18 protein-coding genes are annotated in these 23,248 nt (G+C 38.5%); 2 read left to right on the top strand and 16 right to left on the bottom strand.

Going from position 1 to position 23,248, the window contains the following annotated elements:
• Positions 1–941 precede the first annotated feature (941 nt).
• The 14 genes from IGK21_RS03090 to IGK21_RS03025 all read right to left on the bottom strand — a co-directional run bounded on the left by IGK21_RS03090 (position 942) and on the right by IGK21_RS03025 (position 16,732).
• A complete protein-coding gene (locus IGK21_RS03090; protein WP_034699846.1) occupies positions 942–1,946 on the bottom strand; it encodes a sugar kinase in 1,005 nt (334 codons plus the stop codon).
• Positions 1,947–1,965: 19 nt separating this feature from the next.
• Positions 1,966–2,706, bottom strand: coding sequence for a 2-dehydro-3-deoxy-phosphogluconate aldolase (gene dagF / locus IGK21_RS03085; protein WP_010738344.1), 741 nt, complete (start codon positions 2,704–2,706; stop codon positions 1,966–1,968).
• Between the two features lie 20 nt (positions 2,707–2,726).
• Complete coding sequence (locus IGK21_RS03080; RefSeq protein ID WP_010738345.1) at positions 2,727–3,833, bottom strand: DgaE family pyridoxal phosphate-dependent ammonia lyase; 1,107 nt, start codon at positions 3,831–3,833, stop codon at positions 2,727–2,729.
• A complete protein-coding gene (locus IGK21_RS03075) occupies positions 3,817–4,929 on the bottom strand; it encodes an amidohydrolase/deacetylase family metallohydrolase (protein WP_034699842.1) in 1,113 nt (370 codons plus the stop codon). The genes IGK21_RS03080 and IGK21_RS03075 overlap by 17 nt, the downstream gene beginning before the upstream one ends.
• An 8-nt stretch (positions 4,930–4,937) precedes the next feature.
• Positions 4,938–6,026 (bottom strand): DUF871 domain-containing protein, encoded by a 1,089-nt coding sequence (locus tag IGK21_RS03070; protein ID WP_034699727.1) that lies wholly within the window; start codon positions 6,024–6,026, stop codon positions 4,938–4,940.
• A 22-nt stretch (positions 6,027–6,048) separates the two neighbouring features.
• Entirely contained in the window at positions 6,049–7,383 is a 1,335-nt protein-coding gene (locus IGK21_RS03065) for a PTS sugar transporter subunit IIC (protein WP_034699724.1), read from the bottom strand.
• Between the two features lie 286 nt (positions 7,384–7,669).
• Positions 7,670–8,371 (bottom strand): GntR family transcriptional regulator, encoded by a 702-nt coding sequence (locus tag IGK21_RS03060; protein WP_010719934.1) that lies wholly within the window; start codon positions 8,369–8,371, stop codon positions 7,670–7,672.
• A 240-nt stretch (positions 8,372–8,611) separates the two neighbouring features.
• A complete protein-coding gene (locus IGK21_RS03055; protein WP_010719935.1) occupies positions 8,612–9,373 on the bottom strand; it encodes a formate/nitrite transporter family protein in 762 nt (253 codons plus the stop codon).
• A gap of 336 nt (positions 9,374–9,709) precedes the next feature.
• Positions 9,710–11,152, bottom strand: coding sequence for a glycoside hydrolase family 1 protein (locus tag IGK21_RS03050; protein WP_181914830.1), 1,443 nt, complete (start codon positions 11,150–11,152; stop codon positions 9,710–9,712).
• Between the two features lie 14 nt (positions 11,153–11,166).
• Positions 11,167–13,035 carry a beta-glucoside-specific PTS transporter subunit IIABC gene (locus IGK21_RS03045; protein ID WP_034699718.1) on the bottom strand — a complete coding sequence of 623 codons (1,869 nt, stop codon included), beginning with the start codon at positions 13,033–13,035 and terminating at the stop codon, positions 11,167–11,169.
• A gap of 120 nt (positions 13,036–13,155) precedes the next feature.
• Positions 13,156–14,007 (bottom strand): BglG family transcription antiterminator LicT, encoded by an 852-nt coding sequence (gene licT, locus IGK21_RS03040; RefSeq protein WP_010738350.1) that lies wholly within the window; start codon positions 14,005–14,007, stop codon positions 13,156–13,158.
• A gap of 258 nt (positions 14,008–14,265) precedes the next feature.
• Entirely contained in the window at positions 14,266–14,988 is a 723-nt protein-coding gene (locus IGK21_RS03035; protein WP_010738352.1) for a class A sortase, read from the bottom strand.
• A gap of 51 nt (positions 14,989–15,039) precedes the next feature.
• A complete protein-coding gene (locus tag IGK21_RS03030; protein ID WP_010719940.1) occupies positions 15,040–15,366 on the bottom strand; it encodes a nucleotide pyrophosphohydrolase in 327 nt (108 codons plus the stop codon).
• Positions 15,367–15,538: 172 nt separating this feature from the next.
• On the bottom strand, positions 15,539–16,732 hold the full coding sequence (locus IGK21_RS03025) for an MFS transporter (protein WP_181914829.1): 1,194 nt from the start codon (positions 16,730–16,732) through the stop codon (positions 15,539–15,541).
• Between the two features lie 344 nt (positions 16,733–17,076).
• On the opposite strand from IGK21_RS03025, the gene IGK21_RS03020 reads away from it, so the two are divergent.
• Positions 17,077–17,766: an N-acetylmannosamine-6-phosphate 2-epimerase gene (locus IGK21_RS03020; RefSeq protein WP_034699713.1), complete on the top strand. Its 690-nt coding sequence runs from the start codon at positions 17,077–17,079 to the stop codon at positions 17,764–17,766.
• A gap of 282 nt (positions 17,767–18,048) precedes the next feature.
• Here IGK21_RS03020 and IGK21_RS03015 read toward each other — a convergent pair whose 3' ends face one another.
• Together IGK21_RS03015 and IGK21_RS03010 are read right to left on the bottom strand one after the other, a co-directional pair.
• Positions 18,049–18,933, bottom strand: a complete 885-nt coding sequence (locus IGK21_RS03015) for a diacylglycerol/lipid kinase family protein (protein ID WP_034699710.1) — start codon at positions 18,931–18,933, stop codon at positions 18,049–18,051.
• Positions 18,934–19,036: 103 nt separating this feature from the next.
• Positions 19,037–21,268, bottom strand: a complete 2,232-nt coding sequence (locus tag IGK21_RS03010) for a VWA domain-containing protein (protein ID WP_258925175.1) — start codon at positions 21,266–21,268, stop codon at positions 19,037–19,039.
• A 205-nt stretch (positions 21,269–21,473) separates the two neighbouring features.
• Between IGK21_RS03010 and IGK21_RS03005 the strand changes: the two genes are divergently transcribed.
• The gene (locus IGK21_RS03005) at positions 21,474–22,976 is read left to right on the top strand and encodes a helix-turn-helix domain-containing protein (RefSeq protein ID WP_053765885.1); all 1,503 of its coding nucleotides are present in this window, start codon (positions 21,474–21,476) and stop codon (positions 22,974–22,976) included.
• Positions 22,977–23,248: the final 272 nt, after the last annotated feature.

Below are 23,248 nucleotides of genomic sequence, written 5' to 3'. Positions count from 1 at the left end.
TGTTCTATTTTCTGATATTCATCACATTTTGACAACCAATAAGAAAGACCAACTTTTTATCTAATAGCAAAAAAATAAGCCAATACTTGAAAGATAATCTGCACTCCTTCAATATATCGGTTTTATCTCATGGTACGACGGCTCACTCAATTATTGTTCTGATCTTGAAAAACGATAGAAACAGCCAAATGCTTTTATTCTAAAACATGTGCTTTTTTATGTTCCTTGAAAAAGCCAAAACCAACATTGACACACTTTACTCGCCCAAGTAAACTCTCCCCTATTTGTTGCACTTGCTATCTTCATTTTACTCGTTATCCTCAGGTGTATGTTTTTGGATAAAAAAATGGACTGGACACATCGTATCCAATCCATTTATGGCACAGTAAATAAAACACATGTAATTCATCTATTTTTCTCATCAAAAAAGGTAGATTTCTCCTTTAAGATTCGATACAATAAACGAAGTTGATGGTTTCCATTGACTATGGCAAACTTGATTGGTCAATGTGGTTGACTTTTTCAAGACCTCTGTTTCTGGCTGCCACTAGAAATGGAGGTGCCTTTTTTATTCGGCTGTTTCTATCTGTTCCTTATAATACTGATCGCTTACGTGGTAGTCAAGAGAAAACGAAAACCTACAAAAAACTGTACTGTTTTTCTCCCAGATTTTTGTCAAAAATATTTCTCCTTCTTTTAGACCCTAAAAACAACAGAGAAAGTTAGCGATCTAAAACGACCGCTACAGTTGCAACTCTATTCAATCCTTTCTGGATTTTTACCTTCTGCTTGATAAACTCTTGGCTGATCTGCTATCTACTAAAAGCTAACTTTTAATATTTCAGACGATGTCAAAAAGTCTCGAAACACTGATTCCCATTTCAAGACTTTCTTAACGCTCCGATGCATTTTATTTCGTCCATTCATCGCAAGACTATTTCTTAGCGAATCAAATCGACATCTGGCGCATCTAGTAATTGTTGAACCTGTTTTCTAGTTGTGAGCGGAACATCTCCTTGGATTGCGTGAGCCAAACGAGCATTTCCTGTTGCAAACTCGACGGTTCTAGTCAATGACCAGTTGTCCGCATATCCTAATAATATCCCAGCCGCAAAAGCATCCCCTGCACCAATTCGGTCTAAAACAAATAACTCGTAAAAAGGTGTTTCAGCGTCTTCTGTGACGGTGATCAAATATCCTTTTAATTGTTTTCTTCCTTCATGGCTGGTTCGTTTCGTACCAGCAAACCATTCGATGTCATAATAAGCTAAAAAGGATTGGATATAGGCGATAGGATTTTTCGTTGAATCGCTTGTTCGCCATTCTAATAATTCCGTCAAATCACGGATCGAGCCAAATAAAATCGTACAATAAGGTAAAATTTCCTCATAGCGTTGTTTCAAGATGTTTCTTTGATCTTGTTCCTGGTTCAATGTTGGCCGAAAGTTGAAATCAAAACATACTTTTTTTCCCTGAGCATGTGCTTTCTTGGCAAGAGAAATCGCTGTTTCGGCACACTGATCAGACAAACTCAAACTGATCCCGCAAATATGCACAAGATCTACTGTTTCAATAAACGCCTGTAATTCATAGTCATTTTCTTGAGACAATCCAAAAGAACTATGTTTTCGATTTTGGTAAGTAACTTCAGTAGGACGAACACCATACCCCATTTCTGCGAAATAGGTACCGATATGTTGTTCTTGTTGGATTACATACTTCGTTTCAACACCGATACTTTTTAAGTTAGCTAATGCAGCACTGCCTAAGCGATTATCGGGCAGAGCCGTCAATAGATAACTCTCCATATCAAAATGAGCTAGATTACCAACTAGATTCACACCTGTTCCGGTATATGCCAGTCTTAATGTATGGGTTTGTTCTAGCATCAAGTGTTCTGGAGGTGTCAATCGCAACATCACTTCTCCGAATGCCCCAAATTTCATTTTCTCACCTTTTTTCATCTTAGCTGACAACTTTTTTCATGATTTGTAGTAATGTCCGGACATCCTCTGGCTTCGTATTGCCCGTTTCAGGGTCAATAATCGAGCTGTAGACATGAGGAATAATCTTTTTCACCTTGGCATCGACAGCGATTTGAAGGATCTCTTCAAAGTTGGTTAAATCAATTCCTCCTGTTGGTTCTAATGCAAAATCATAAGTGGCACAAGCTTGCGCTACCGCCTCATACTCTTTTTGATGTGCTAACCCTTTCATTGGAAAATACTTGATTGATGTTCCTCCCATATCTTGCAGTAAGCGAATCGCTGTTTCAATCGTGACTACGCCTGCTGTACCTTGAGAACTTAAAGGACCGGTTGCAATATTGACATACCCTTCTTTACCTGTTGGTGAAACTAATCCATTGACCACTGTTTCATTTTGACCTAACACAGCTCGTGAAGCACCCACTCCAGTAAATACTTGGTTCACATGTTGTGGTTGCAAGACTTTTGCCAAACGAGTCACCATTTGACTCTGGTTTGGATCACCTGCTCCCAAGCCAACTGATAGCGCATTATTCGTTGCTGCTTGATACTTTTTCATGTCAGCAATCGCTGCTTCGTCTGTTTTATAGTTTTTTGAAAGCACCCCTAACAAAATATGTCCTTCAGCTGCTTCATAACACTCCACCGCATTTTCAACAGAATTAGCTAAAACATTCAAACAAACTTGATCGTGTAAATAGTTAGGAATTCGTGACATTTTTTTCTCTCCTTTTTCACTCAAGATAATTTTGTTTCATTCATGATTTCTTGCAGGCGAACAATGATTTTTTGCATTTCTTCTTGATTGACCGAACGTATGTCAAATTCAATGATACCATGATTCGCTTGATAATCTCGTGTATAGACTGCTGGATTTTTTTCTTTTAGTGCCTGAATAACTGAATGTGCAGAACGATCACTGATTTTAACACTCGCTCGATAAATCTCTCGACCAGCTGGATCTTGAACAATAGTTGCTGACAAATGATCAATGTGATTCAACTCTTCAACAAATGGTTGTAAACGGTGCTTCATTGACTCACCAGATTCACTGCCATGTTCAAGATAATCGGTGACCGCTTGAGTAAACCCTAAAATATTCTCTTTACCGATTTTCATCGAACGACCGATCCCTTTTGATTGTAATCGCACCCATGGTATATAAGGATTCTTTCCAATCACCATTCCTGCACTTGGACCTTCGATCGCCTTTGCACCCGAATAGATCACTAGGTCCGCTCCTAGTTTAGTGTATTTGAATAAATCCTCTTCTGCTGCTGCATCAACAATCAACGGGATTTCATGTTTTTGGGCAACTGCTACTGCTTCTTCTACTGACAACATACTTTTTTGAACCGTATGGTGACTTTTGACATAAAGAATCGCTGCGGTATTTTCAGTGATACAGCTTTCAAGATGTTCAGTGCTACACATATTGGCATAACCTGCCTCGATTACTTGCCCCCCACCTTGTTGAATCATTAATTCAACGGATGTGCCGTAATCAACATTGTGTCCTTTGGGTAAAATAATTTCCTTTTTCTTGATAGTTGTTGAATAAGGATGATAAACATGAGTTAGACTTCCTTTGCCAATAACCGCTGCCACTGCTTGAACAATACCTGCAGAAGCACAAGAAACGATCTGAACATCCTCAACTGCTAAGAGATTCGCCAGGTAAGCACCCGTTTTTTCACTCAGGTCTGACATTTCAAAAAAATGTTCGCCGCCAAAGCGTTGCGCTGCCAAAACAGATTCCGATACTTTGGAAACACCTAAAATCGTCATCCGGCCTGAAGCATTGATCACTTCTTTTAAATTGAATTTATCATAACTTACACTCATAACTCTTTCCCCCAATAATTACGCTAACTGGTTTGATTTGTTGATCGATCACTTGCTGTTGTCCATTCGAGTCAGTAATCATCTTTTCTTGGTCAACAAATTCAAATATTGTAAAATCCGCATCAAAACCTACTTCTATCTGACCTTTCGTTCCTAAATGGAAATTTTTAGCCGGCACACAAGTTACCTTTTCTAAAATTTCTGACCAGGAATAGCCGATAAAATGCAATTTTTCCATCGTTGTCGCTAAATCGTAAACGGGGCCGTTCTTTCGATTACGAATATAGATATCCGTGCTAATAGAGTCCGCTTTGATTCCTTGGTCATAGGCTGCTTTTGCCACCTCAAAATTAAAACTGTCAGTGCCATGACCAATATCGAAAATCACCCCTTTGGCTAAGGCATCTTTGACAAACGGTTTAATCTGATGAGTTTCTTTCTCCATAATCCCGTTATCTTTCCCATTAAAACAATGGGTCAGGATATCGCCTTTTTCCAGAAGCTGTAAAATTTCTTCTAAATGTGGTGGGGCAGAGCCAATATGCACCATCAAAGGAATTTGATGATTCTCTTTTTGAATTTTTTTCGCCCATTCCAGCGGTGTCAATCCATTATTCCCAACCACGGTTTTGCTCATTCTGGCTTTGATTCCCACGATAAATTCTGGAAATTCAGTTAATTTTTCTTTGACCAAATCCGCCTGTATCTTGGTTAAATCAGCTAATTCATCTTGTTCTACGATGCCCCACTTTGAAATATTCAACAAGGCATATACATTGGTTTTAGCTTTTTTTGCTCGTTCATAAAATTGATGGATATTTTCGGCACCTGTTGTTCCTGCATCGATAACCGTTGTTACCCCTTTACTCACACCAATCTGGTCTGGGTAATCATAATATAAAGTCATTTCCTCAAAACAATGGACATGGTCATCGATCCAGCCAGCAGAAAGATAGTGCCCTGGCTGCAACGTTTGTTCTGTTTTTCCTTTTTCTGGGATACTTGTTGCGATTTTCTGGATTTTTCCATTATTGATCCCAATATCCATTGTTTCGCCAGTTAATCTACGAGCATTTCTGATCACTAAATCGAACATCACAACGCCTACTTTTCTATAAATTTGAACTTCGACCATGGGTGGATAAAATCTAGTAAGAGATGTTCTTCTGGTACAATTGCACCAACTTTATTTTTCCTTGCATCCCGATGTGGTTCTAAAACAATTTGAAGTTCATTTTTGTATTTGCCAAATGTATCATTTCCAATGACTACATCACCAATTTGAAATTCATTTTCATTGTCATGGGCTTCATTTTTTGCATCTTTATATTTTTTTCGAACTTCAGTGGAACGAATGACCTGTTCAGTGATATCTCCTCGACGAACATGTTGTTCTCCTAGTACAATTTGTCGTTCTACTTCATGAGCAGCTGTCTGCCACTCGATCGTAAATACTGTTTGATAGCGATCCATTTCTCCTAACATACGCAACTCTTCTTCAGATGCGTAGGCATTTCCAATAATGACATCATCGATCAACCCACTAGCAAACAAATGTTTTGCTGCTACATGGACCGGTAAATGACGGTGCATCTCTAACGTAGTCAACCCATCATTGATATCCCACGGTCCGATTGTTCCCACCTGAGAAGAAACAAAAGCAGCCGTTCGTAACCCTTGTTTTTTAAATCGTTGGCTGCAAGACTCAAAAAATCGGTAAGGTAAGCCTGTTCCTTCTTGAGGATAAAAATTATGACACCCATAGAGAAAGGGTTTATTTGCTTGATGAGACAAAATATTATCCAAATAAGCAACATCATTACTCATATTCAACTCAATCGCTAAATGATAAGGGTTATATGACAGCAAAGCTTCTTTTCCGCCGTCAAATCCTAAATCAAGACGGATTCCATCTGCACCAGTTTCGTGGAAAAAACTTAAGTCGTCATACGAAATGTCCAACTGTTCAAAAATGTTGGGAGCAACATCTAAAATCGTTTCAAATCCCAATTCTTTCGCAAAATGAATCAATTTTTGAAACTTTTGTTTTACGATCAGGGGATCTTCCGTTACTTCTAACATACTCATAAAAATACGGGTAAACCCATAACGTTGTGCTAATTGCAAATATTCCTGGTCTTTGATTGGATCACTATGATCTGGGTAAAGTGAAATCCCTAGTGCACGTTTCATAGCCACTAACCTCCATTTTTTATTATGCTTGTTCCTCGGTAACGCCCGTCACCATTGGTGCTTCTTCTTGCGCTTGTTCTTCTGCTTCACGAGCCAGTTGTTGTTTTTCGAATACTTTGAAGAACGGATAATAAATAGCCAATGTGATCAGGAAGTTAGCAATAACTAACACGCCAGCTGCTACGCTCCAGTTTGTACTCATCCAAGCGGCGATTGGCGAAGGAATAGCAAATGGTAACCGAGCCGTCATCATTGGGATGAGACCACTAACCGTTAAGACATATGACAAAGTAGTCGTTACTAACGGTGCAAGAATGAACGGAATCCCTAATACCGGGTTCATTACAATCGGTGCCCCGAAGATCATTGGTTCATTGATGTTGAATAGTCCTGGTAAAATCGATAATCGACCTAAACTCTTTAAATATTTTGATTTGGAGAACATGAATAAAACCACTAAAGCCAAGGTTGTTCCTGCGCCACCAATCCACACGTACCACTGTAAAAACTGTTCTGTAAAAATATTCGGCATATTATGAGCATTCGCACCAGCGTTGAAAGCATCAATGTTTTCAGCAATCGAAATATCCCAAAATGGGCGAATCACTGGTCCCATAATGGCTGGGCCATGAATCCCAAGAACCCAGAAAAAACAAATCAAGAAGACTGTTAATAAACCACCAAACAAACTATTCCCTGCAAGTATGCCTTTTAGCGGCATCAATAACTCACTTAAAAACCCATTCAGATCAAAACCAAGCATATGGCGGATCACCCAGAAGAAAATCAAAATCACCGCTCCAGGAATCAATGCAACAAAAGAGTTTGTCACTTCTGGTGGCACCCCATCAGGCATCTTGATTGTAATTTTCTTTTCAATGAAGAAACGATAAATCTCGACAGAAATAATTGCTGTAACAATGGCACCAAATAATGAACCTGATCCTAGATTCGCAATATTGATATAACGTCCTGCTGTGATTCCTTCCAAGTCTTCTACTACCTGTGTCGGTGGTGCTGCCACGATCAGAAAAGACATCAATGCTAATATACCAGCCGTCAAGGAATCAACTTTATAACTTTTTGCTAATGATGAAGCAATCCCAAATGTTGCGTATAATGCCAAAATCCCTATCGTATAACGAAAAGGAATATCCAAAATTTGCCGATAGGGTTCTATCACTGCTGCCACAGATTCAATCGGAATGTTCAGTAAAATCGTAAAAAATGAACCGACGATCGTTAGTGGCATCGTTGCAATAATTCCTTTTCTAATTGCCGTCATGTGCCTCTGTGTTCCAATTCGGTTAGCTACTGGCATAATCTTTTGTTCAATCAATCCTACAAACTTATCCATTGCCGCTCTCTCCTTTTATAACATTATAATGTTTATCAAAGTGATCGTACCATATTATGCTAACTTTGTAAACGATTTCTATAAATAGTAAAAATTTTTCTACTCTCTAAGGAAGCTTATCCTAAAAATACACAATCCTTCCCCCATCACAAGAAACCACCTGCGAATATCTTGACCCATGTATCTGATGGCTTCTGCGGTAATAACGGCGTGCCTTACAAAATATGAAAAGCTATTTTCTAAGGCTCGCCGTTATTACTTGAAGCAGAACATCGTTCAAACAACCTTATGTTTCATAGTCTATATGATAAGGATGCAGATTGGTCTCGTAAATTGCTTCTGAATATTCGATTGTTTTCCCCAAGTGAGTCTTTGATTGTCGCGTTCTTTTAATCGCGATCTCTGAGGTAGTTTTTAAAATTTCCCGTTCATCCTTTGTTAGAAACACAGCGGAAAAATCATCGGCAAAGGAGTCGATGGCATAACCTTTTTGGGTCAATAAACGATATAAAGACTCTTCATCAAATACTTTGCGCTTGATTTCTAACAAATCACTTGGCAGATAATGCGTAAAGTAAATATAAGGACGGTCGTTTAAGTAGTATAATCGCTTAAAACAGACAGCCGTTGAACCAAAAGAGGCAAATAATGGGTGATCTTTTTTTAAAGTGATTTTCTTTAATTCCAACGTTTCTTTGTGAACTGTATGTTGTGAGTTTTCTAGAATCTGTGTAAAACTTGCCGCTTTTGACAAACGATTGTATGGACGATTACTTACTACCGTCGTCCCTCGTCCGCTTTTCTTTTCGACATATTCATCTGTTGCTAATAATTCAATGGCCTTACGAACCGTGATCTTACTTACTTGAAACATTTCTTCTAATTCATTTTCTGTAGGCAACATGGTGCCGACAGGATACTTTCCTGAAAAGATATCTTCTTTGATCTTGTCTGCAACTTCTAGGTATAGTACACGTGTCCTTTTCATAACTTCACCTTTCGATTTTATTACTAGAATCATAGCACATAAAAAATAAAAAAAGAATATAAACGACATGGATTAGCTATGTTGGTGGATTGAGGATTAAGACAATAGTTCTTCTTTTTTATCTATAAAATTATAATAGGAAGAAATTATTTTATCAGTTACAAAAAACACCAAAGTAAGCAAAACGCAAACTTCGATGTTCTTATTAGTCTTCTAACTTATCGATCAACATGCTTATTTTCAATGATGCTTATAGCTTGCATAGTAAAACCCTGATACGAATATTGCACCGCCGACAATGTTACCGATATAAACTGGGATAAAATTCAAGAGAAATTCTGTCCAAGTTGCTTGTCCTTCAAAAATTGCGGCTGGGATCACAAAGCAGTTAGCCACACTATGCTGAAAGCCGATGGCAACAAAAATCATTACGGGGAACCAAATAGTCAATACTTTTCCAGCTGCATCTTTTGCTCCATAGGATAGCCATAATGCTAAGCCGACAAACCAGTTACAACCAATTCCCGAACCAAGTGCTTGCCACCAAGAAGCTTCAATCTTATGATCAGCAATATGGATGACTTGGTCCAAATAAACGCCTGAATGAGTCAATCCGACAAAGTGTCCAAAGAAATATGCAACAAAAATGGCACCCACGATATTAGCTAACGTGATAATTGTCCAATTTTTAACTAATTGTGAAAAAGTTACTTTTTTATCCATAAAAGCAATTGCAACCGCCATCATATTTCCAGTAATTAATTCCCCACCACCAAGCAGGATCACCAATAGTCCGATAGGAAACACAGCCGCCCCTACTAAACTAGTTAAACTCGCCAGTGATTCTGGAATCGAAGCTGAAACTCTGATGTAGGCTAAATAACCTAACGAGATCATTGCTCCTCCGATAAAACCTAGAATTAATTTCGCAAGAATTGGCTTTTGGATCTTTTTCGTTCCAAGATGGATACTGATATCCATAATTTCTTCTGGTGTATACATAGATGTTCAAACCCACACTTCCCATATTTTTTCAAAAACAATAGTGATTTATTTCACATTTTCATTTTAGATTATATCATCTTCCATTCCTAATCCCTATGATTATTTTAAAATAACCGATATTTTTTTATCATTCTATGACAGGGTACACAAGTGAGACTTTCCCACATCTCGTGATTTTTTTCTTTAGAACAACGAGAGTAAAATGAATCGCTCGATCAAATAGAAAAAAGACCATTTTCGACAGTGATTTGTCAAAAATGACCTTATTTTCTTTATCAGAAATGAACTATTCTTAATTTCTTAGTAAACAACGGTTCTATCATGAATACAGACTTACAGTTCTTCTCCATTGGTGGCGATGACTTTTTGATACCACTCAAAAGATTTTTTCTTTGAACGATTTTTGGTTCCGTTCCCTTCATCATCCAAATCAACATAGATAAATCCATAACGTTTACTCATTTCACCAGTCGAAGCACTTACCAGATCAATACATCCCCATGGCGTATATCCCATGAGTTCTACTCCATCAGCCACAGCTTCTCCCATTGCTTCGATATGCCGACGTAAGTAATCAATACGGTAATCGTCATTGATGCGCCCGTCTTCTTCTACCTTATCAATTGCGCCTAACCCATTTTCAACAATAAACAATGGTTTTTCGTAACGGTTGTACAACTCGTTTAATGCAATCCGTAACCCTTCTGGATCAATCTGCCATCCCCATTCACTGGCTTCTAAGAACGGATTTTTAACTCCACCTAAAAGATTACCGGCTGAGGCCGCTGCATCTGGGTCCGTTTCGTTGACTGCAGTAGACATATAATAGCTGAAACCGATATAGTCGACTGGATATGCTTGCAACAACTCAAAATCTTCAGTCGTTTGTTCTAATTTGTCACTATCTACGCCATATTTTTCATACGTGCGGTTTGTGTATGCCGGGTATTTGCCCCGTACTTGAACATCTGCACAGAAGAAATTGAATTCTTGGTTCTGGATCAATGTAGCTACTTGATTGATTGGATTAGCATCTATGCTATACGTCGTTGCATAGATAATCATACAACCCACTTGGCTATCCTCCCGTAATTCATGAGCGATTTTTACTGCTTTACTACTTGCTACAAATTGGTTATGCCATGCTTGGAAGATATTTTGATAATCAGCCGCACCATTACTTTTTACTAATCCTTGACTCAAAGCTGGAAAATGAAAAGCTGAATTGATCTCATTGAACGTCATCCAATATTTGACTTTATCGCTGAATCGTTCAAGCACCACTTTAGCAAAGCGTTCGTAAAAATCAATCAGTTCTCGGTTTTTCCACCCGCCATATTTTTTTGCTAGATTTAATGGCATCTCGTAATGGGAAATCGTGATCACAGGTTCAATCCCATATTTCAAACATTCATCAATCACTTCTTCATAAAACGTTAAACCTTTCTCATTCGGTGTTACTTCGTCTCCTTGAGGGAAAATCCGAGTCCAAGCAATGGAGAAACGATAACATTTAAAGCCCATTTCAGCAAAAAGCGCAATGTCTTCTTTAAACCGATAATAATGGTCGATCCCTTGATGGTTAGGATAGGTATATTTATCTGGTTGGATCGTCCAATCAAAGTCTTCACTGCCAATAACTGCAAATCGTTGTTTCCCCCCAGGCATCGCGTCAGCAACTGAGAGCCCTTTCCCATCTTGATCGTAAGCACCTTCTAATTGATTGGCAGCTGTAGCGCCACCCCATAAAAAATCTTTTGAAAACTTTGTAGTCATCTGCTATTTCCTCCTTATTTGACAATTGCTAGAAAATCTTCACTAGCAATCAGTTCTTCTTGATTTAATTCCAACACATCAGCAAAATGTTCCGTATTTGTAATAACGATTGGCGTGATCACACTGTATCCAGCGGCTTTAATCGCTTCAATATCAAATCGAACCAATAAATCACCAGCTTTTACTTGATCCCCTTGTTTTACAAAAGTCTCAAACCCTTGTCCTTCAAGCTCAACGGTATCCATACCGATATGCATCAAGATTTCAATCCCATCTTTCGTTGTTAAACCAACCGCATGACCTGTTGGGAAAATGGTCGTGATCTCCCCATCCGCTGGCGCAATCAATTCACCTTTTTCCGGATCAATCGCAAGCCCTTTTCCCATCGCTCCAGAAGAGAAAACTTTATCCGGAACATCAGATAATGGCAGGACTTTCCCGCTTAAAGGACTTTTTAGATTATGTCGAGCAGAACTAATCGTGTCACCTGCTGTTGTTTGTTGGTTTGTTTCTAGTTTTTCATCTTGGACGGTTTCATCAAATCCAACGATCAGCGTACCTACGAATGCTAAGACAAATGAAAGAGCTGTCGCAAGGATTGCCATGGTCACATTGGATTCAACTGCTTGGTTCGTACTAATAAACGTTGGGATCGTTAACAAGCTTACTAACCCGCTAGAGAAAGCTTTCACACCAGCAAAACCAATCATTGCGCCTCCGATACCGGCTGACAGACAAGCAACGACAAACGGTTTCTTTAACGGTAAAGTTACCCCATAAACAGTTGGTTCCGTAATGCCAAAAAGTGAGGTAATTGTAGATGAAATACCTAATGAACGAAGCTTAGTATCTTTGGTACGAATCGCCACTGCTAAGGCTGCACCACCTTGAGCTAAAACGGCTGGTAAAAGCATTGGAACCATGACGTCAAACCCATATTGTTCAATATTCAAGAACATGATCGGTACAAATCCCCAGTGCATCCCAAACATTACGAACACTTGCCATAAACTTCCCATAATCAAGCCCGCAACTAATGGACTAAAGCTGTAAATCGAATTAAATAGACTACCTAACCCATTACCGATAACTGTCCCGATTGGACCTAACAGTAAGAAAGTTAATGGCACCATCACCAATAAAACGATCATTGGTACAAAAATCATTTGTAAAAATTGTGGAATCACTTTTTTCACCAGCGGTTCAAATTTGCTTTGGACCCAAACAGCCAAAATGATCGGAATCACTGAAGATGTGTAACCTGATTGAGCTAACACGATTGGTAATCCAAAGAAATCCACTGCCCCTCCAGCTCCAGCTAGTTGCGTGATTGCTGGATAAACTAACGCCATAGCAATTGCCACAGATAAAAATTGGTTCGTTTTGAATTTTTTGGCTGCAGTAAAAGCTAACATCACTGGTAAAAAGGTAAAGACACCATCTGCGGCTGCAAATAGAATTTGGTAAGCCCCAGTATCCGCAGAAAGCCACCCTAACACCGTTGCCAAAGATAAAAATCCTTTTAAGATCCCTGCAGCTGCCATTGCGCCTAAAAATGGCGTGAAAATACTAGAAATAATATCAATCAAGCGATTCAAAGGATTTTTTGACTGATCCTCTGTTCCTGATTGATCTGTCAGACCTTGCTCATCAACGATTGCTTGGTAAACGTCAGCCACATTACTACCGATAACTACTTGGTACTGACCACCACTTTGTACTACTTGAATCACATCTGGATCCTGTTTTAACTTTTGTGTGTCTGCGACCGATTCATCTTTTAATTTGAAACGTAAACGTGTCGCACAATGTACTAAACTATTGACATTCTTTTCACCTCCGACTGCCTCCCATACTCTTTTACCAACTGCTTGATTATCCATCTTATTTTCCTTCTTTCTAGTTGATTTAATCAAATAAAAAACCTAGATTGAAAAAACGGTCACGAAAATTCGTGCCCTATTTTTCAATCTAGGTTTTGCCTGCTTTACCAGTAACAATCCTTAAGATTGGGTACTTTGTTTTTCACTCACTACACGTTGGATGTGAATCGTTAAATAGATTTGTTCTGCGACTCCCATTGGTTCCTGTTGCGTTTTTAAGAGATAGTCATTGATCCGTTCCGAACAGCGGAAGGCTTTTGGATATTTCCCTTGAACGAGCGCATAGAGAAATTCATCCTGCTCATCCGAACTTTCGCCTTTTAAATAGCGTTGTGTAAAAAATTGTAAATGGGTGATGATTCGTTGGTAATTCAACGATTCCTCGTCAAATGTCACACCAAAGAACTTACTAATAATGCTGAGAATATCTCTAACGATCGTCGTTGCAGTCATCGTGACTTGCATATCCCCATTTCCTTGTTGGCTATTCACTAAATGAAAAGCGATAAATCCTGCCTCGTCAATCGGTAGACTGACTCCAACTTTTCTCTGGATCAATTGCAATACTTCTTTGGCCACCAAGTATTCTTTCGGATAAAATTTCTTTGTTTCAAAAAGAAGCGGATTTGGTAACTGGATATTTTCGTTCGCTCGACAAATCGCATAATGGATATGATCGGTCAATGTCAAATAAATATTTGACGACAACGAAACGCCTAATCGTTCTTCCGCCACATCAACGATCTGTTTGACTAATTCTACTTCTTCTAATGGGACATCCGCCATCAGCTGTTGAAATTGATTGGTTGCTAAGGAATCTTTTAAAACAAATTCTTTTTGAACTGCTGTTTTATCAATCCTATCACCAGGTCTTTTTTGAAACGCGAGGCCTTTGCCCATACAGATAATCTCTTCACCTCGTTCGTTTTTTGAAATGACGACGTTATTATTTAAGACTTTTTCAATAACCATTTTCCCTCGCCCTCTCATAAAAAAAAATAAAAAAACCTAGAATCCCCCTGTACTTTAGGTTGAATTCTGGTTTTGCCTGCCGAACAGTAACAATCCATCGATTATCTGAACCAAGCATAGCACCCTTCTTTTATTTTTGCAAGCCTTTTCAACTTTTTTTTTTTAGTAATTGTAAAAATGAGAAATTAAAAAACCGACGAAAACTATTAGCTGTTCGAGCGAACTAGCAATCGTCGGTTTTTCATTAACTATTTTCTTCTAAAATGTTCGTGTTTCCATATTGAATGCTGCCTTCATTTCTTTCGTCGCTTTTTTCATTGGTGTAACCTTCTCTAATTCACCTTGAACGACTAATCGAGTCACCGCATTCATATCTCCGCACGTAATCAACGTAACGAGCGATTTTCCTTCTTGGATATTTAACAGCTGGGTCTCCGTCGGTGCCACTTTTTCTTTAAAGGTTGCTTTATACGTATAGACATTTTCCAAATCTACCAAATAGATTTTATCTCCTAATGATAAATTTTCTAGTGGCGTGAATAATAGTTGTGGATTGCTCGAACGATGACTCGCTAAAGCATAATTTCCTTTTCCCATTTGCTGATTAGGATCTAGTGTCCCCGCACCATAAAGCAAGTTCGCATTATCTAAACCTCTAAAAATCGGGATATTGATTGCCACTGAAGGAACAGCAATACTACCAATAACTGGTAAGTCCGTTCGATTCAATTGGGCACGCAACACACTTTCCGTACTCATTGACTCCACTGCATCAAAATCAAAACTTGCCTCTTTTTCGTTGTTTTTCTTAATTTCATCTTTTGTCACATTGGCAATTGCGTATTTATCTCCGGTATTTTTAACAAAATAATCTTTGATCTGTTCATTAAAAATTAACGCTAATCCAACCAATAATAGTAAAAATAAGAAAAAATTGGCGATCCATCTTTTTACTCGACCTTTGCTTGGTTTTTCCTTCATTCACTTGCCTCCCTTATTTAGCTAAAATAAACGCAACCTGTAGTTTCACACTTAAAGTTCTGTATATTTCTTTCGTTGTCCTCGACTTGCTTCTACTGGATATTTCAATTTATTTTTTGCTAATTTTTCTTCAATAATTTCATCAAGATCCAACTGTAAATTGTCAGCCATCATGTAAGAATAGATCAAGACATCTGCCAGTTCTTCTTTGATCCGCTCTAATGAAGTTTCCTTCACTTCTTCTGGTTGCTTCCATTGAAAAAGCTCCAGTAATTCAGAAGCTTCTAAGGAAATAGAAATTGCAAGATCTTTTTCGTTATGAAATTGTCGCCAATTTCTTTCGTCTCTAAATTGATTGACTTTCGCCATACTATCCATGAACATTCACCTATTTCTTTATTCGATTACTAATAATCATACCATGTTTTTAATAGAAAATAAGTATATTTACCTAGATAAAATAAAATATACGTATTTATTTAACGATCTTTTTATAAAGCAAAATGATAACGAATGTTACTTATCCACTGATAACTTACACCAATGGATGTTATTCTTGTAAGCTGAATTTTAATTCTTTTACACCAGTAAGTGTCCACAAGACCACTAGACTGACAAGATAAATACTACTTAGAAAAATAATCACAGCAGATAATTGATAATGATCCATCAAAAAGCCAATAATGATCGAAGAAAATCCACCTACAGCTCTACCTAAATTCATAATAAAGTTATTGGCTGTTGCACGGATCTCAGTAGGATACAGGCTACTAATGATTGCACCATAGCCGCCATACATGCCATTGATAAAGTAACCAACAACCACCGCTGCTGCTACTAAACTCCATTGACTACGAGCTAAAACGAGTAAGAAGACCGAGAGCGCTGAACAAATCAAGAATAAAGTAAAGGCTGTTCTGGGACCTAATTTATCCATGATGATCCCAAAAGTCAACATACCTAATGACATCCCCACAATCGTACTCACCATCCATAAAGACGAACCTGAAACGGATAATCCTAGTTGTGCTTGCATGATCGAAGGTAACCAATTCATCAAACCAAAATAACCAGCAATTTGGACAGTCACCATAAGACTCAAGCCAATCGTCTGCCAAGTAAGTTGTTTCGTTTCAAATAGATTGCGTAACTTTGTCGCCTTTTTAGTTGCTTTCGCAGCTTGAAATGTCTCCGGTTCTTTTAAGCCATGTCGGATGACTAAAACTAATAATACAGGTAATACACCAATCACATATAACATGCGCCACCCGAGCCATGGAATGACGATTGCCGCCAAAATAGCAGCGAGAGCCGCGCCTACTTGGGCTCCAATACCAGCAATGGACGAAGCTCGTCCAATTTGTTTTTTTGAAAAAGTTTCAGAGATCAAAGACATACAAGCGCCATACTCGCCCCCAGCCCCGATTCCGGCAATAAACCGAAACAAGTAGACTAAATAAATCGTTGAAGAAAAATACATCAATAATGAAGCAATTGAAAATAAGATAACCGTTTGAGAGAACACCTTTACTCGACCATATTTATCCGCCATCAGACCAAAAAAAATACCTCCAACGAGCATCCCCAGATTAGTGATCGTCGCAATCATTCCCGCTTGCGTTCCACTAATATGAAAAGTTGCAATCATTGAAGATAAAGAAAAAGCTAGGAACATGATATCCATATTCTCTAATGCAATCCCTGATGATGTTGCTAATAAAACCTTCCGTTGATACTTCGTCATTTTTGTTACCCCTTTTCTTTCATTTTTACCCTAAATTGTTAAAATCATATATAAAAATTAAGAAAAAAGCAAGGACTTTTGTTTTTTTATGTCAATTCATTCACTCAACTGATCTACGCTGTTTTTGAGAACTATCACTTGCTCAATAATTACGAAATCGCTACACTTATTTTGTAATCAAAAAATAAAGCTTTTTTCTAAACCGCTTATTTGTCTGAGCAAGCAATTTATCTTAGATAACCGTTATCTAAGTAATCACTTTTTTGCTATCATTCGCATAGCCTTAGCTCTTTGCGAAACGTTTTTGTGAAACTGAAAAAAAAACTATAAAGGAGAAAATCAGAATGGACAAACAATTATTCTTAGAAAAAATTGCTGGTGGGCTGATCGTTTCCTGCCAAGCCTTACCTGGAGAACCTTTTTATACAGAAGAAGGTAGTTTGATGCCTTATTTTGCTTTAGCTGCTGAAAAAGCAGGAGCTGTTGGTATCCGTGCGAACTCAGTACGGGATATTATGGCGATCAAAGAAAAAGTGGCCCTGCCGATCATCGGTATCATTAAACGTGATTATCCTCCTGAAGCGCCATTTATCACAGCAACCATGCGTGAAGTTGATGAACTAGTAGCCACAGGGGTTGAAGTTATCGCTTTGGATTGTACTTTACGCAAACGCCACGATGGTCTGACCATCAATGAATTCATTGCTAGAGTCAAAGAAAAATATCCACAGCAATTATTGATGGCTGATATCGCCACTTTTGAAGAAGGAAAGAATGCTTACGAAGCAGGAGTTGATTTTGTGGGGACAACTTTAAGCGGCTATACAGAAGAAAGTGTGAAACAAGCTGGTCCTGATCTCCCACTCATCCAAGAACTGATCCAAGCTGATATATGCGTTATTGCAGAAGGTCGGATCCACACGCCACAACAAGCCAAACAAGTCAAAGATCTAGGCGTAGCTGGCATCGTTGTAGGTGGTGCGATCACACGCCCTCAAGAGATTGCTCAACGCTTTATCGAAGCATTAGATTAAGAGACTCCTTCATTTTTTCAGGAGAAATGCTTTTTCGTCCTTCTAACTAAATCAGCTAAATATAACTAACCAAAAACAGCCAGAACGAGACTGAGCCAAAATTTGCCTCAACCTCATCCTGGCTGTTTTTCAGTTCATTATTCCAACTTTATTCACAGCCTCTGTCTCACCAGATTCTCAGATCCGCTTAAAATCGACATCAGATGACAGGGGGACCTACTGTTCAAAACAAAGGATATGACTCAGATCAACAGTTATAGAAAGCTGATCCTCCCTGGTTTCTCAACAATAAATCATCAGATGTGAAGGAAGAACTTTTAGTGTGACAGGCAGCTTGACACCTTCATCGCCATCCACATTTGTTGCCAATTCTTGGTCTTCATCCAAAGCAATCTGGATCGTTTCACAGGTTTGATAAGCCAGATGATCGGTAGAAGAATCAACACCTTTTAACAAATCAGGCAATGTTTTTAACGTATCTAACAATGAAGTGTCTTTTAAATAAACCAAGTGCAATTTGCCATCATTTACTTTAGCATTAGGTATCAATGTTTCAAAACCACCAATTGAATTAGTTAATCCTACCAGCAATGTACTACTTTCAATTTGTTTTTCCTGCCCATCAATGACTAACTGGAATTTATAAGATTGGGTTCCAGCCAATTGCTTGATTCCTGAGATAAAGTAAGCAAACTTACCATATTTTGTTTTCTTTTCTGGATCTACATCATTGATTGACTCAGGAATGGTCCCGATCGCCACGACATTCATAAAATATTGGTCATTGATTTTCCCAATATCTAATGGTTGCAACGCATCCATTGAAAGATGAGCGATAGCTTCTTCGGGTTCTAACGGTATGCCTAAAGCACGGGCTAAGTCGTTGACTGTTCCTAACGGAATAAAACCAAAATTTGGACGATGTGCTTGTTCAGCGATCCCATTGATTCCTTCATTAACAGTACCATCTCCACCCATGACAAACACGCTGTGATACCTATCCACTGCTGCTTCTCGAGTAAAATTCTTGGCATCTCCAGCTTTTTTCGTATGAAGAACAACGACTTCATCAAACATCGTGGTTAACTTTTGATGGGCCAGTTTTTCATATTCTTGTGCTTGTTCTCCTCCAGAACTTGGATTAACGACCAACAACGCTTTTTTCATCCTGTTTCCCCCTTCGTTTCACAACATGACTTTGACTAAACTATAGCACAAAAAAACTCAGAACATCTAGTTTCAGACATTCTGAGCTACATCAGCTGATTGGCTATCTTATTTTACGAATCAAATAATAACCCACCGATCCGACGATCATCGTTCCCAGAAAGACCAGAATGGACGAGGAATGTTCATTTGTTTTTGGTAAATGTTCCGCTTCAGAATCAGTCGAAGATTCAGAAGCAATCTGGAGCATCGCCTCTTTTTTAGTTGTACTTGGTCCAGAGTTTCTTAAGTCGATGGCACTTGATTCGGTCATACTTGATTCTGTTGTGCTTGGTTCTGTTGTGCTTGGTTCCGTGGTACTTGATTCCGTTGTGCTTGGCTCCGTTGTGCTTGGCTCCGTTGTACTTGGCTCCGTTGTGCTTGGTTCCGTCGTGCTTGGCTCCGTTGTGCTTGGCTCCGTTGTGCTTGGTTCTGTTGTGCTTGGCTCCGTTGTGCTTGGCTCCGTTGTGCTTGGCTCCGTTGTGCTTGGTTCTGTTGTGCTTGGTTCTGTTGTGCTTGGTTCCGTTGTGCTTGGTTCTGTTGTGCTTGGTTCGGTCGTTTTTTTCGTATTCGTGATCACAAAAGAATTGCCATTATTGGTTACGTTACTCTCAAATTCATCAGGTACATTCACTTCCGCTACTTGATAAGTAAAGTCTTCTCCTTGATTATTGTATTTTGGTAAGACCGCTTTTTCGTTTCCCACTGGCAGTTCCTTGATCGTCGCTTGATAATTATCTTGTTTTCTTAAAGAAAGCACCGCTGAACTTTGCCAACTCGTAGGATCAACGACCGAACTCCTGCGAATCACATAGTCAATAGTCTCTGGGATCTCGGATGCCGCTACATTTTTCCATTTTTTTGCTACTTGGATTGTGGTTGTCGGTGCCTTGATTGAAGGGATTGGAAAATCAAATAATTCACTTTCATTTGTTGGTGCTAACGTTGTCCGTCCATTACACAAATACCAAGTTTCGCCTTTAAAATGAGTATTTTCAGTGTTTAAACGAACTTGATAGGTACACGTAAGCCGTTCATTTTCCCCTAATGCAATATTTGCAATCGTAATCGTTTGGTTCGCTTCCGATACAACTACATCAGCCACTACATCATTGGCTTGTTCCCAATTTCCTTGTTCATTTTTTCGCCAACCGACTAATTGATAGGAACATTCATTAAACTCACCCGCTCCCTGGAGTAAAATGTCTTGCCCCATAGGATCAGTGATCGTACCATTAGGAATCGTTTTATCAATTTGGTTGGCAATCTCTGTTAAGGCAGAACCCAAACCGCTTAGATTTTCATCGGTTGTAAGGTATTGTTGCGGTTTAGAAGCTAAGTTTCGCCCAATATATTCCCCTCGAGCAGAAGGTGCTGTCGCTATCGAATAACAGGTAAAACCCGAATGCTTGAGAGAAACAATCGTTCCTAAGGTCGCATCTGTCACAATTGAACTACTAACAGAAATTGCATTGGGATCAGAAGGGTTACTGTTCGTCGTATAGTATTTGTCAGAATCAGTTTGAAAATCTTGAATATAACGATCGGTATGGTAGCCATTATAATCAATGATCTCTCCCTCATTTGGATACTCTTTCGCTCCTTGTACTGGAAGATAACTACGATTGGCACTGTCATCACCAATATGAATAAATAGTTTTTCCGCTTCTGGCCGACTTTTCTCCAATAATAACCGTTGCCCTGCTAATAATCCTTTTTGCATAAATGTTCCCGAATGTGACTCAGCGGTATATTTCAAGAAGTTCTCTAAGTCATTCATATTACTTGAAAAACCATTTGTTGAATAAACCTCTCGATTGTATGCTACGATCCCCACGCGGATATTCCCATTAGCTAACGAATCCGCTAATTCATTGCCAAATTGTTGTAATCCGATTAAAGCATTGGTTAATTTTTCGCCAGTCATGGAGGAAGAATAATCGATCACCAAAACTAAATCAATCGGTGTTCCGATCTGGTTACCTTTCACATCTAACGTGACGTCAAATAAACCTTGTGTCTTGCTATCTTCTGTGACACTCTTTTTTAAATATGCACGGTCGGCGTAATTAACATAATTTTCTTCGTCAAATACGGCTTCTGGTGCATGGCCATAATCATAATTATAGGTATTCCCTACTGCTGTTCCATTTGTTAAACGTTGTCCCGTAGAATCGGTATAAGCAAAATCAACCGTCTCCGCAAATGATTTTTGCATCCCTATTCCCAGTAAAATACTCATTAATCCTACGAATAAAATCACTATCTTGAAATAGCTGTCTTTTCTCGTTTTCATCATTTCTCTCCTTTTCTACCAACAGATTTCCCCATCCTTATTAAAATCCTAGAATTTTTTCAACAATTGCTAGTATAAATTTCCTGGAATCTTTTCTGAGCTAAAAAAATGTACATTTGGAATACATTAAAATCCTCTTTTTATGATAAGATGGCATCAAGTAACAGCTAAGAATCGAGGGAAATCTTTGGTTAGGAGTTTTTTTATGGAAATATTCAATGATTTTTTTGGAAATGATGTCAAAAAAGAAATCGAACTTTTGCATTTTTTATATCATCAAAAGCGCTTTGTAACGATTGAAGAAATGAGCCAAGCCCTCAATATGGATCGGCGTTCGATCTACAAATATTACGATGTCCTAAGCAATCATTCCCTAATGACAGATGAAAGTCGTGAACCAATTTTTCATACAAAACATGGTCTCGGCTATAAATTCACAGGAACCAAAACAGACTATAAAACGGTGATTCGTAAAATATTACAAGAAAATCCTTTTTTCAATTTATTTGAAACTTTATTGTTGGAAAATGAAGTGAATCTAGTCAAATTCGCCTACGAGAATTATTTATCCGAATCTACTGTACGAAAGCGAAGCTATGAACTAGAAACGCTACTACAGCCATTGGGGTTTACCGTAAAAAAAAATAAAGGAACGCTCTATTTAGTCGGTGATGAACCTCGTATTCGCTATTTTATGGTTGCTTTTTTTTGGAAAAATTTTTCTGGTCTTCACTGGCCATTTCCAGGTATTTCTCAACAAAAATGTGAAATGCTCGCCCGACACTTTTATGAAATCAATGAAATTCCTTTCAATGAGATTGAACTAAAAATTACTACTTATGTACTAGCCGTGACGATTATTCGGTTTAGAAAAGGCAAAAAAATAACATCTGAAATGATCACTTTAGCTCCTGATCTACCGCCTAAAGACCAAGAAATCTTCCAACAATTGACGGACCAGCATTCATCACTCTTAAAAAAACTGACAGATGAGTTGAGTGAACACTTCTTACTCGAAACAATGGAGAGCCATTTTATTTTCTTGTGGCTACGATCAAATCTGGATCTCACTTTTTCTAAAGAGCAGTTAGCTGATTATTTTGCCATCCAAGAGGAAAGCGTTCAAAATCGTTCTTATTTGCAAGCAATCATCCATTTGTTACTGAAAGATACAGACTCTCAACAATTGTCTACCAGAAAAAAGAACTTGATTTTGCGAACGATTCTTTCTGGAATTTTGTCCGTCGAACTATTTGGAGAGACGATCCATACCTTGACCGGCTATAATCTACAGCACTATGTCTCGCAGAATTTTCCCAACCTTTTGATGCGTTCTGAACAATTGTTAGATCAAATTGATCTTTACTCATCCTCAGATAGCAAACGAAAAGGACTTGCGTTACATGTAGCGGTTGCTTGGACCTTGGTTTCACCACCATCCACCTTTATGAAAAAAATCAACCTTAAACTCGAAACAGATTTACCTTTGGCACTTTCTTTAACAATCAAAGAACGTATCGAGTCTTCTTTTCAAAGCTACTACCATCTGGATATTCGCAGCCATTTTGAAAACGAAGACTATGATCTCTGCCTTAGTACCGCTCCTTTAACAGAAAGTTTTGAAACCGTCCCCGTTTTACTGATCAATGCCCAAGTCACATTAGCCGATCTGCTGGCAATCAAACAAGTACTTGAAGAGCTGGTGTAGTAAGAGCAGAAGAAATGGAATGTTCATTATTTGAACTGCGAATAACACTTCTTCGATCATATTTATACTTTTTCAATTCATAAAAATAGCCTAAGATTTGTGGGAAATAAAAGCAAAAAAACTGAGGTTGAGACAAAAGTGTTCAGCATCAAGAAATAAGAAGGAATTTCCGAAAATTGCTTCTCAAATTTTTGGTAAATTTCGGCTTATTTCCGAAGATGCTACTTTTGTATCACCGTTTATTCGTTTTTAGAGATACTAGAAGAGACTGA

Source organism: Enterococcus sp. DIV1421a (genome assembly GCF_051711025.1).
In the GTDB taxonomy this organism is placed as follows: domain Bacteria; phylum Bacillota; class Bacilli; order Lactobacillales; family Enterococcaceae; genus Enterococcus_B; species Enterococcus_B hirae.
Note: the sequence above shows the minus strand (reverse complement) of the source record. Positions and strands in the feature narration are given on the sequence as shown.

Bases quoted from the DNA above. Each gene is read 5' to 3' on its own strand.
- IGK21_RS03080 (WP_010738345.1), bottom strand. From the start codon at position 3,833: ATGAGTGTAAGTTATGATAAATTCAATTTAAAAGAAGTGATCAATGCT.
- IGK21_RS03020 (WP_034699713.1), top strand. From the start codon at position 17,077: ATGGACAAACAATTATTCTTAGAAAAAATTGCTGGTGGGCTGATCGTT.
- IGK21_RS03050 (WP_181914830.1), bottom strand. From the start codon at position 11,152: ATGACTACAAAGTTTTCAAAAGATTTTTTATGGGGTGGCGCTACAGCT.
- IGK21_RS03055 (WP_010719935.1), bottom strand. From the start codon at position 9,373: ATGTATACACCAGAAGAAATTATGGATATCAGTATCCATCTTGGAACG.
- IGK21_RS03090 (WP_034699846.1), bottom strand. From the start codon at position 1,946: ATGAAATTTGGGGCATTCGGAGAAGTGATGTTGCGATTGACACCTCCA.
- IGK21_RS03015 (WP_034699710.1), bottom strand. From the start codon at position 18,933: ATGAAAAAAGCGTTGTTGGTCGTTAATCCAAGTTCTGGAGGAGAACAA.
- licT (WP_010738350.1), bottom strand. From the start codon at position 14,007: ATGGTTATTGAAAAAGTCTTAAATAATAACGTCGTCATTTCAAAAAAC.
- IGK21_RS03070 (WP_034699727.1), bottom strand. From the start codon at position 6,026: ATGAAACGTGCACTAGGGATTTCACTTTACCCAGATCATAGTGATCCA.
- IGK21_RS03010 (WP_258925175.1), bottom strand. From the start codon at position 21,268: ATGAAAACGAGAAAAGACAGCTATTTCAAGATAGTGATTTTATTCGTA.
- dagF (WP_010738344.1), bottom strand. From the start codon at position 2,706: ATGTCACGAATTCCTAACTATTTACACGATCAAGTTTGTTTGAATGTT.
- IGK21_RS03075 (WP_034699842.1), bottom strand. From the start codon at position 4,929: ATGTTCGATTTAGTGATCAGAAATGCTCGTAGATTAACTGGCGAAACA.
- IGK21_RS03035 (WP_010738352.1), bottom strand. From the start codon at position 14,988: ATGAAGGAAAAACCAAGCAAAGGTCGAGTAAAAAGATGGATCGCCAAT.
- IGK21_RS03005 (WP_053765885.1), top strand. From the start codon at position 21,474: ATGGAAATATTCAATGATTTTTTTGGAAATGATGTCAAAAAAGAAATC.
- IGK21_RS03025 (WP_181914829.1), bottom strand. From the start codon at position 16,732: ATGACGAAGTATCAACGGAAGGTTTTATTAGCAACATCATCAGGGATT.
- IGK21_RS03065 (WP_034699724.1), bottom strand. From the start codon at position 7,383: ATGGATAAGTTTGTAGGATTGATTGAACAAAAGATTATGCCAGTAGCT.
- IGK21_RS03030 (WP_010719940.1), bottom strand. From the start codon at position 15,366: ATGGATAGTATGGCGAAAGTCAATCAATTTAGAGACGAAAGAAATTGG.
- IGK21_RS03045 (WP_034699718.1), bottom strand. From the start codon at position 13,035: ATGGATAATCAAGCAGTTGGTAAAAGAGTATGGGAGGCAGTCGGAGGT.
- IGK21_RS03060 (WP_010719934.1), bottom strand. From the start codon at position 8,371: ATGAAAAGGACACGTGTACTATACCTAGAAGTTGCAGACAAGATCAAA.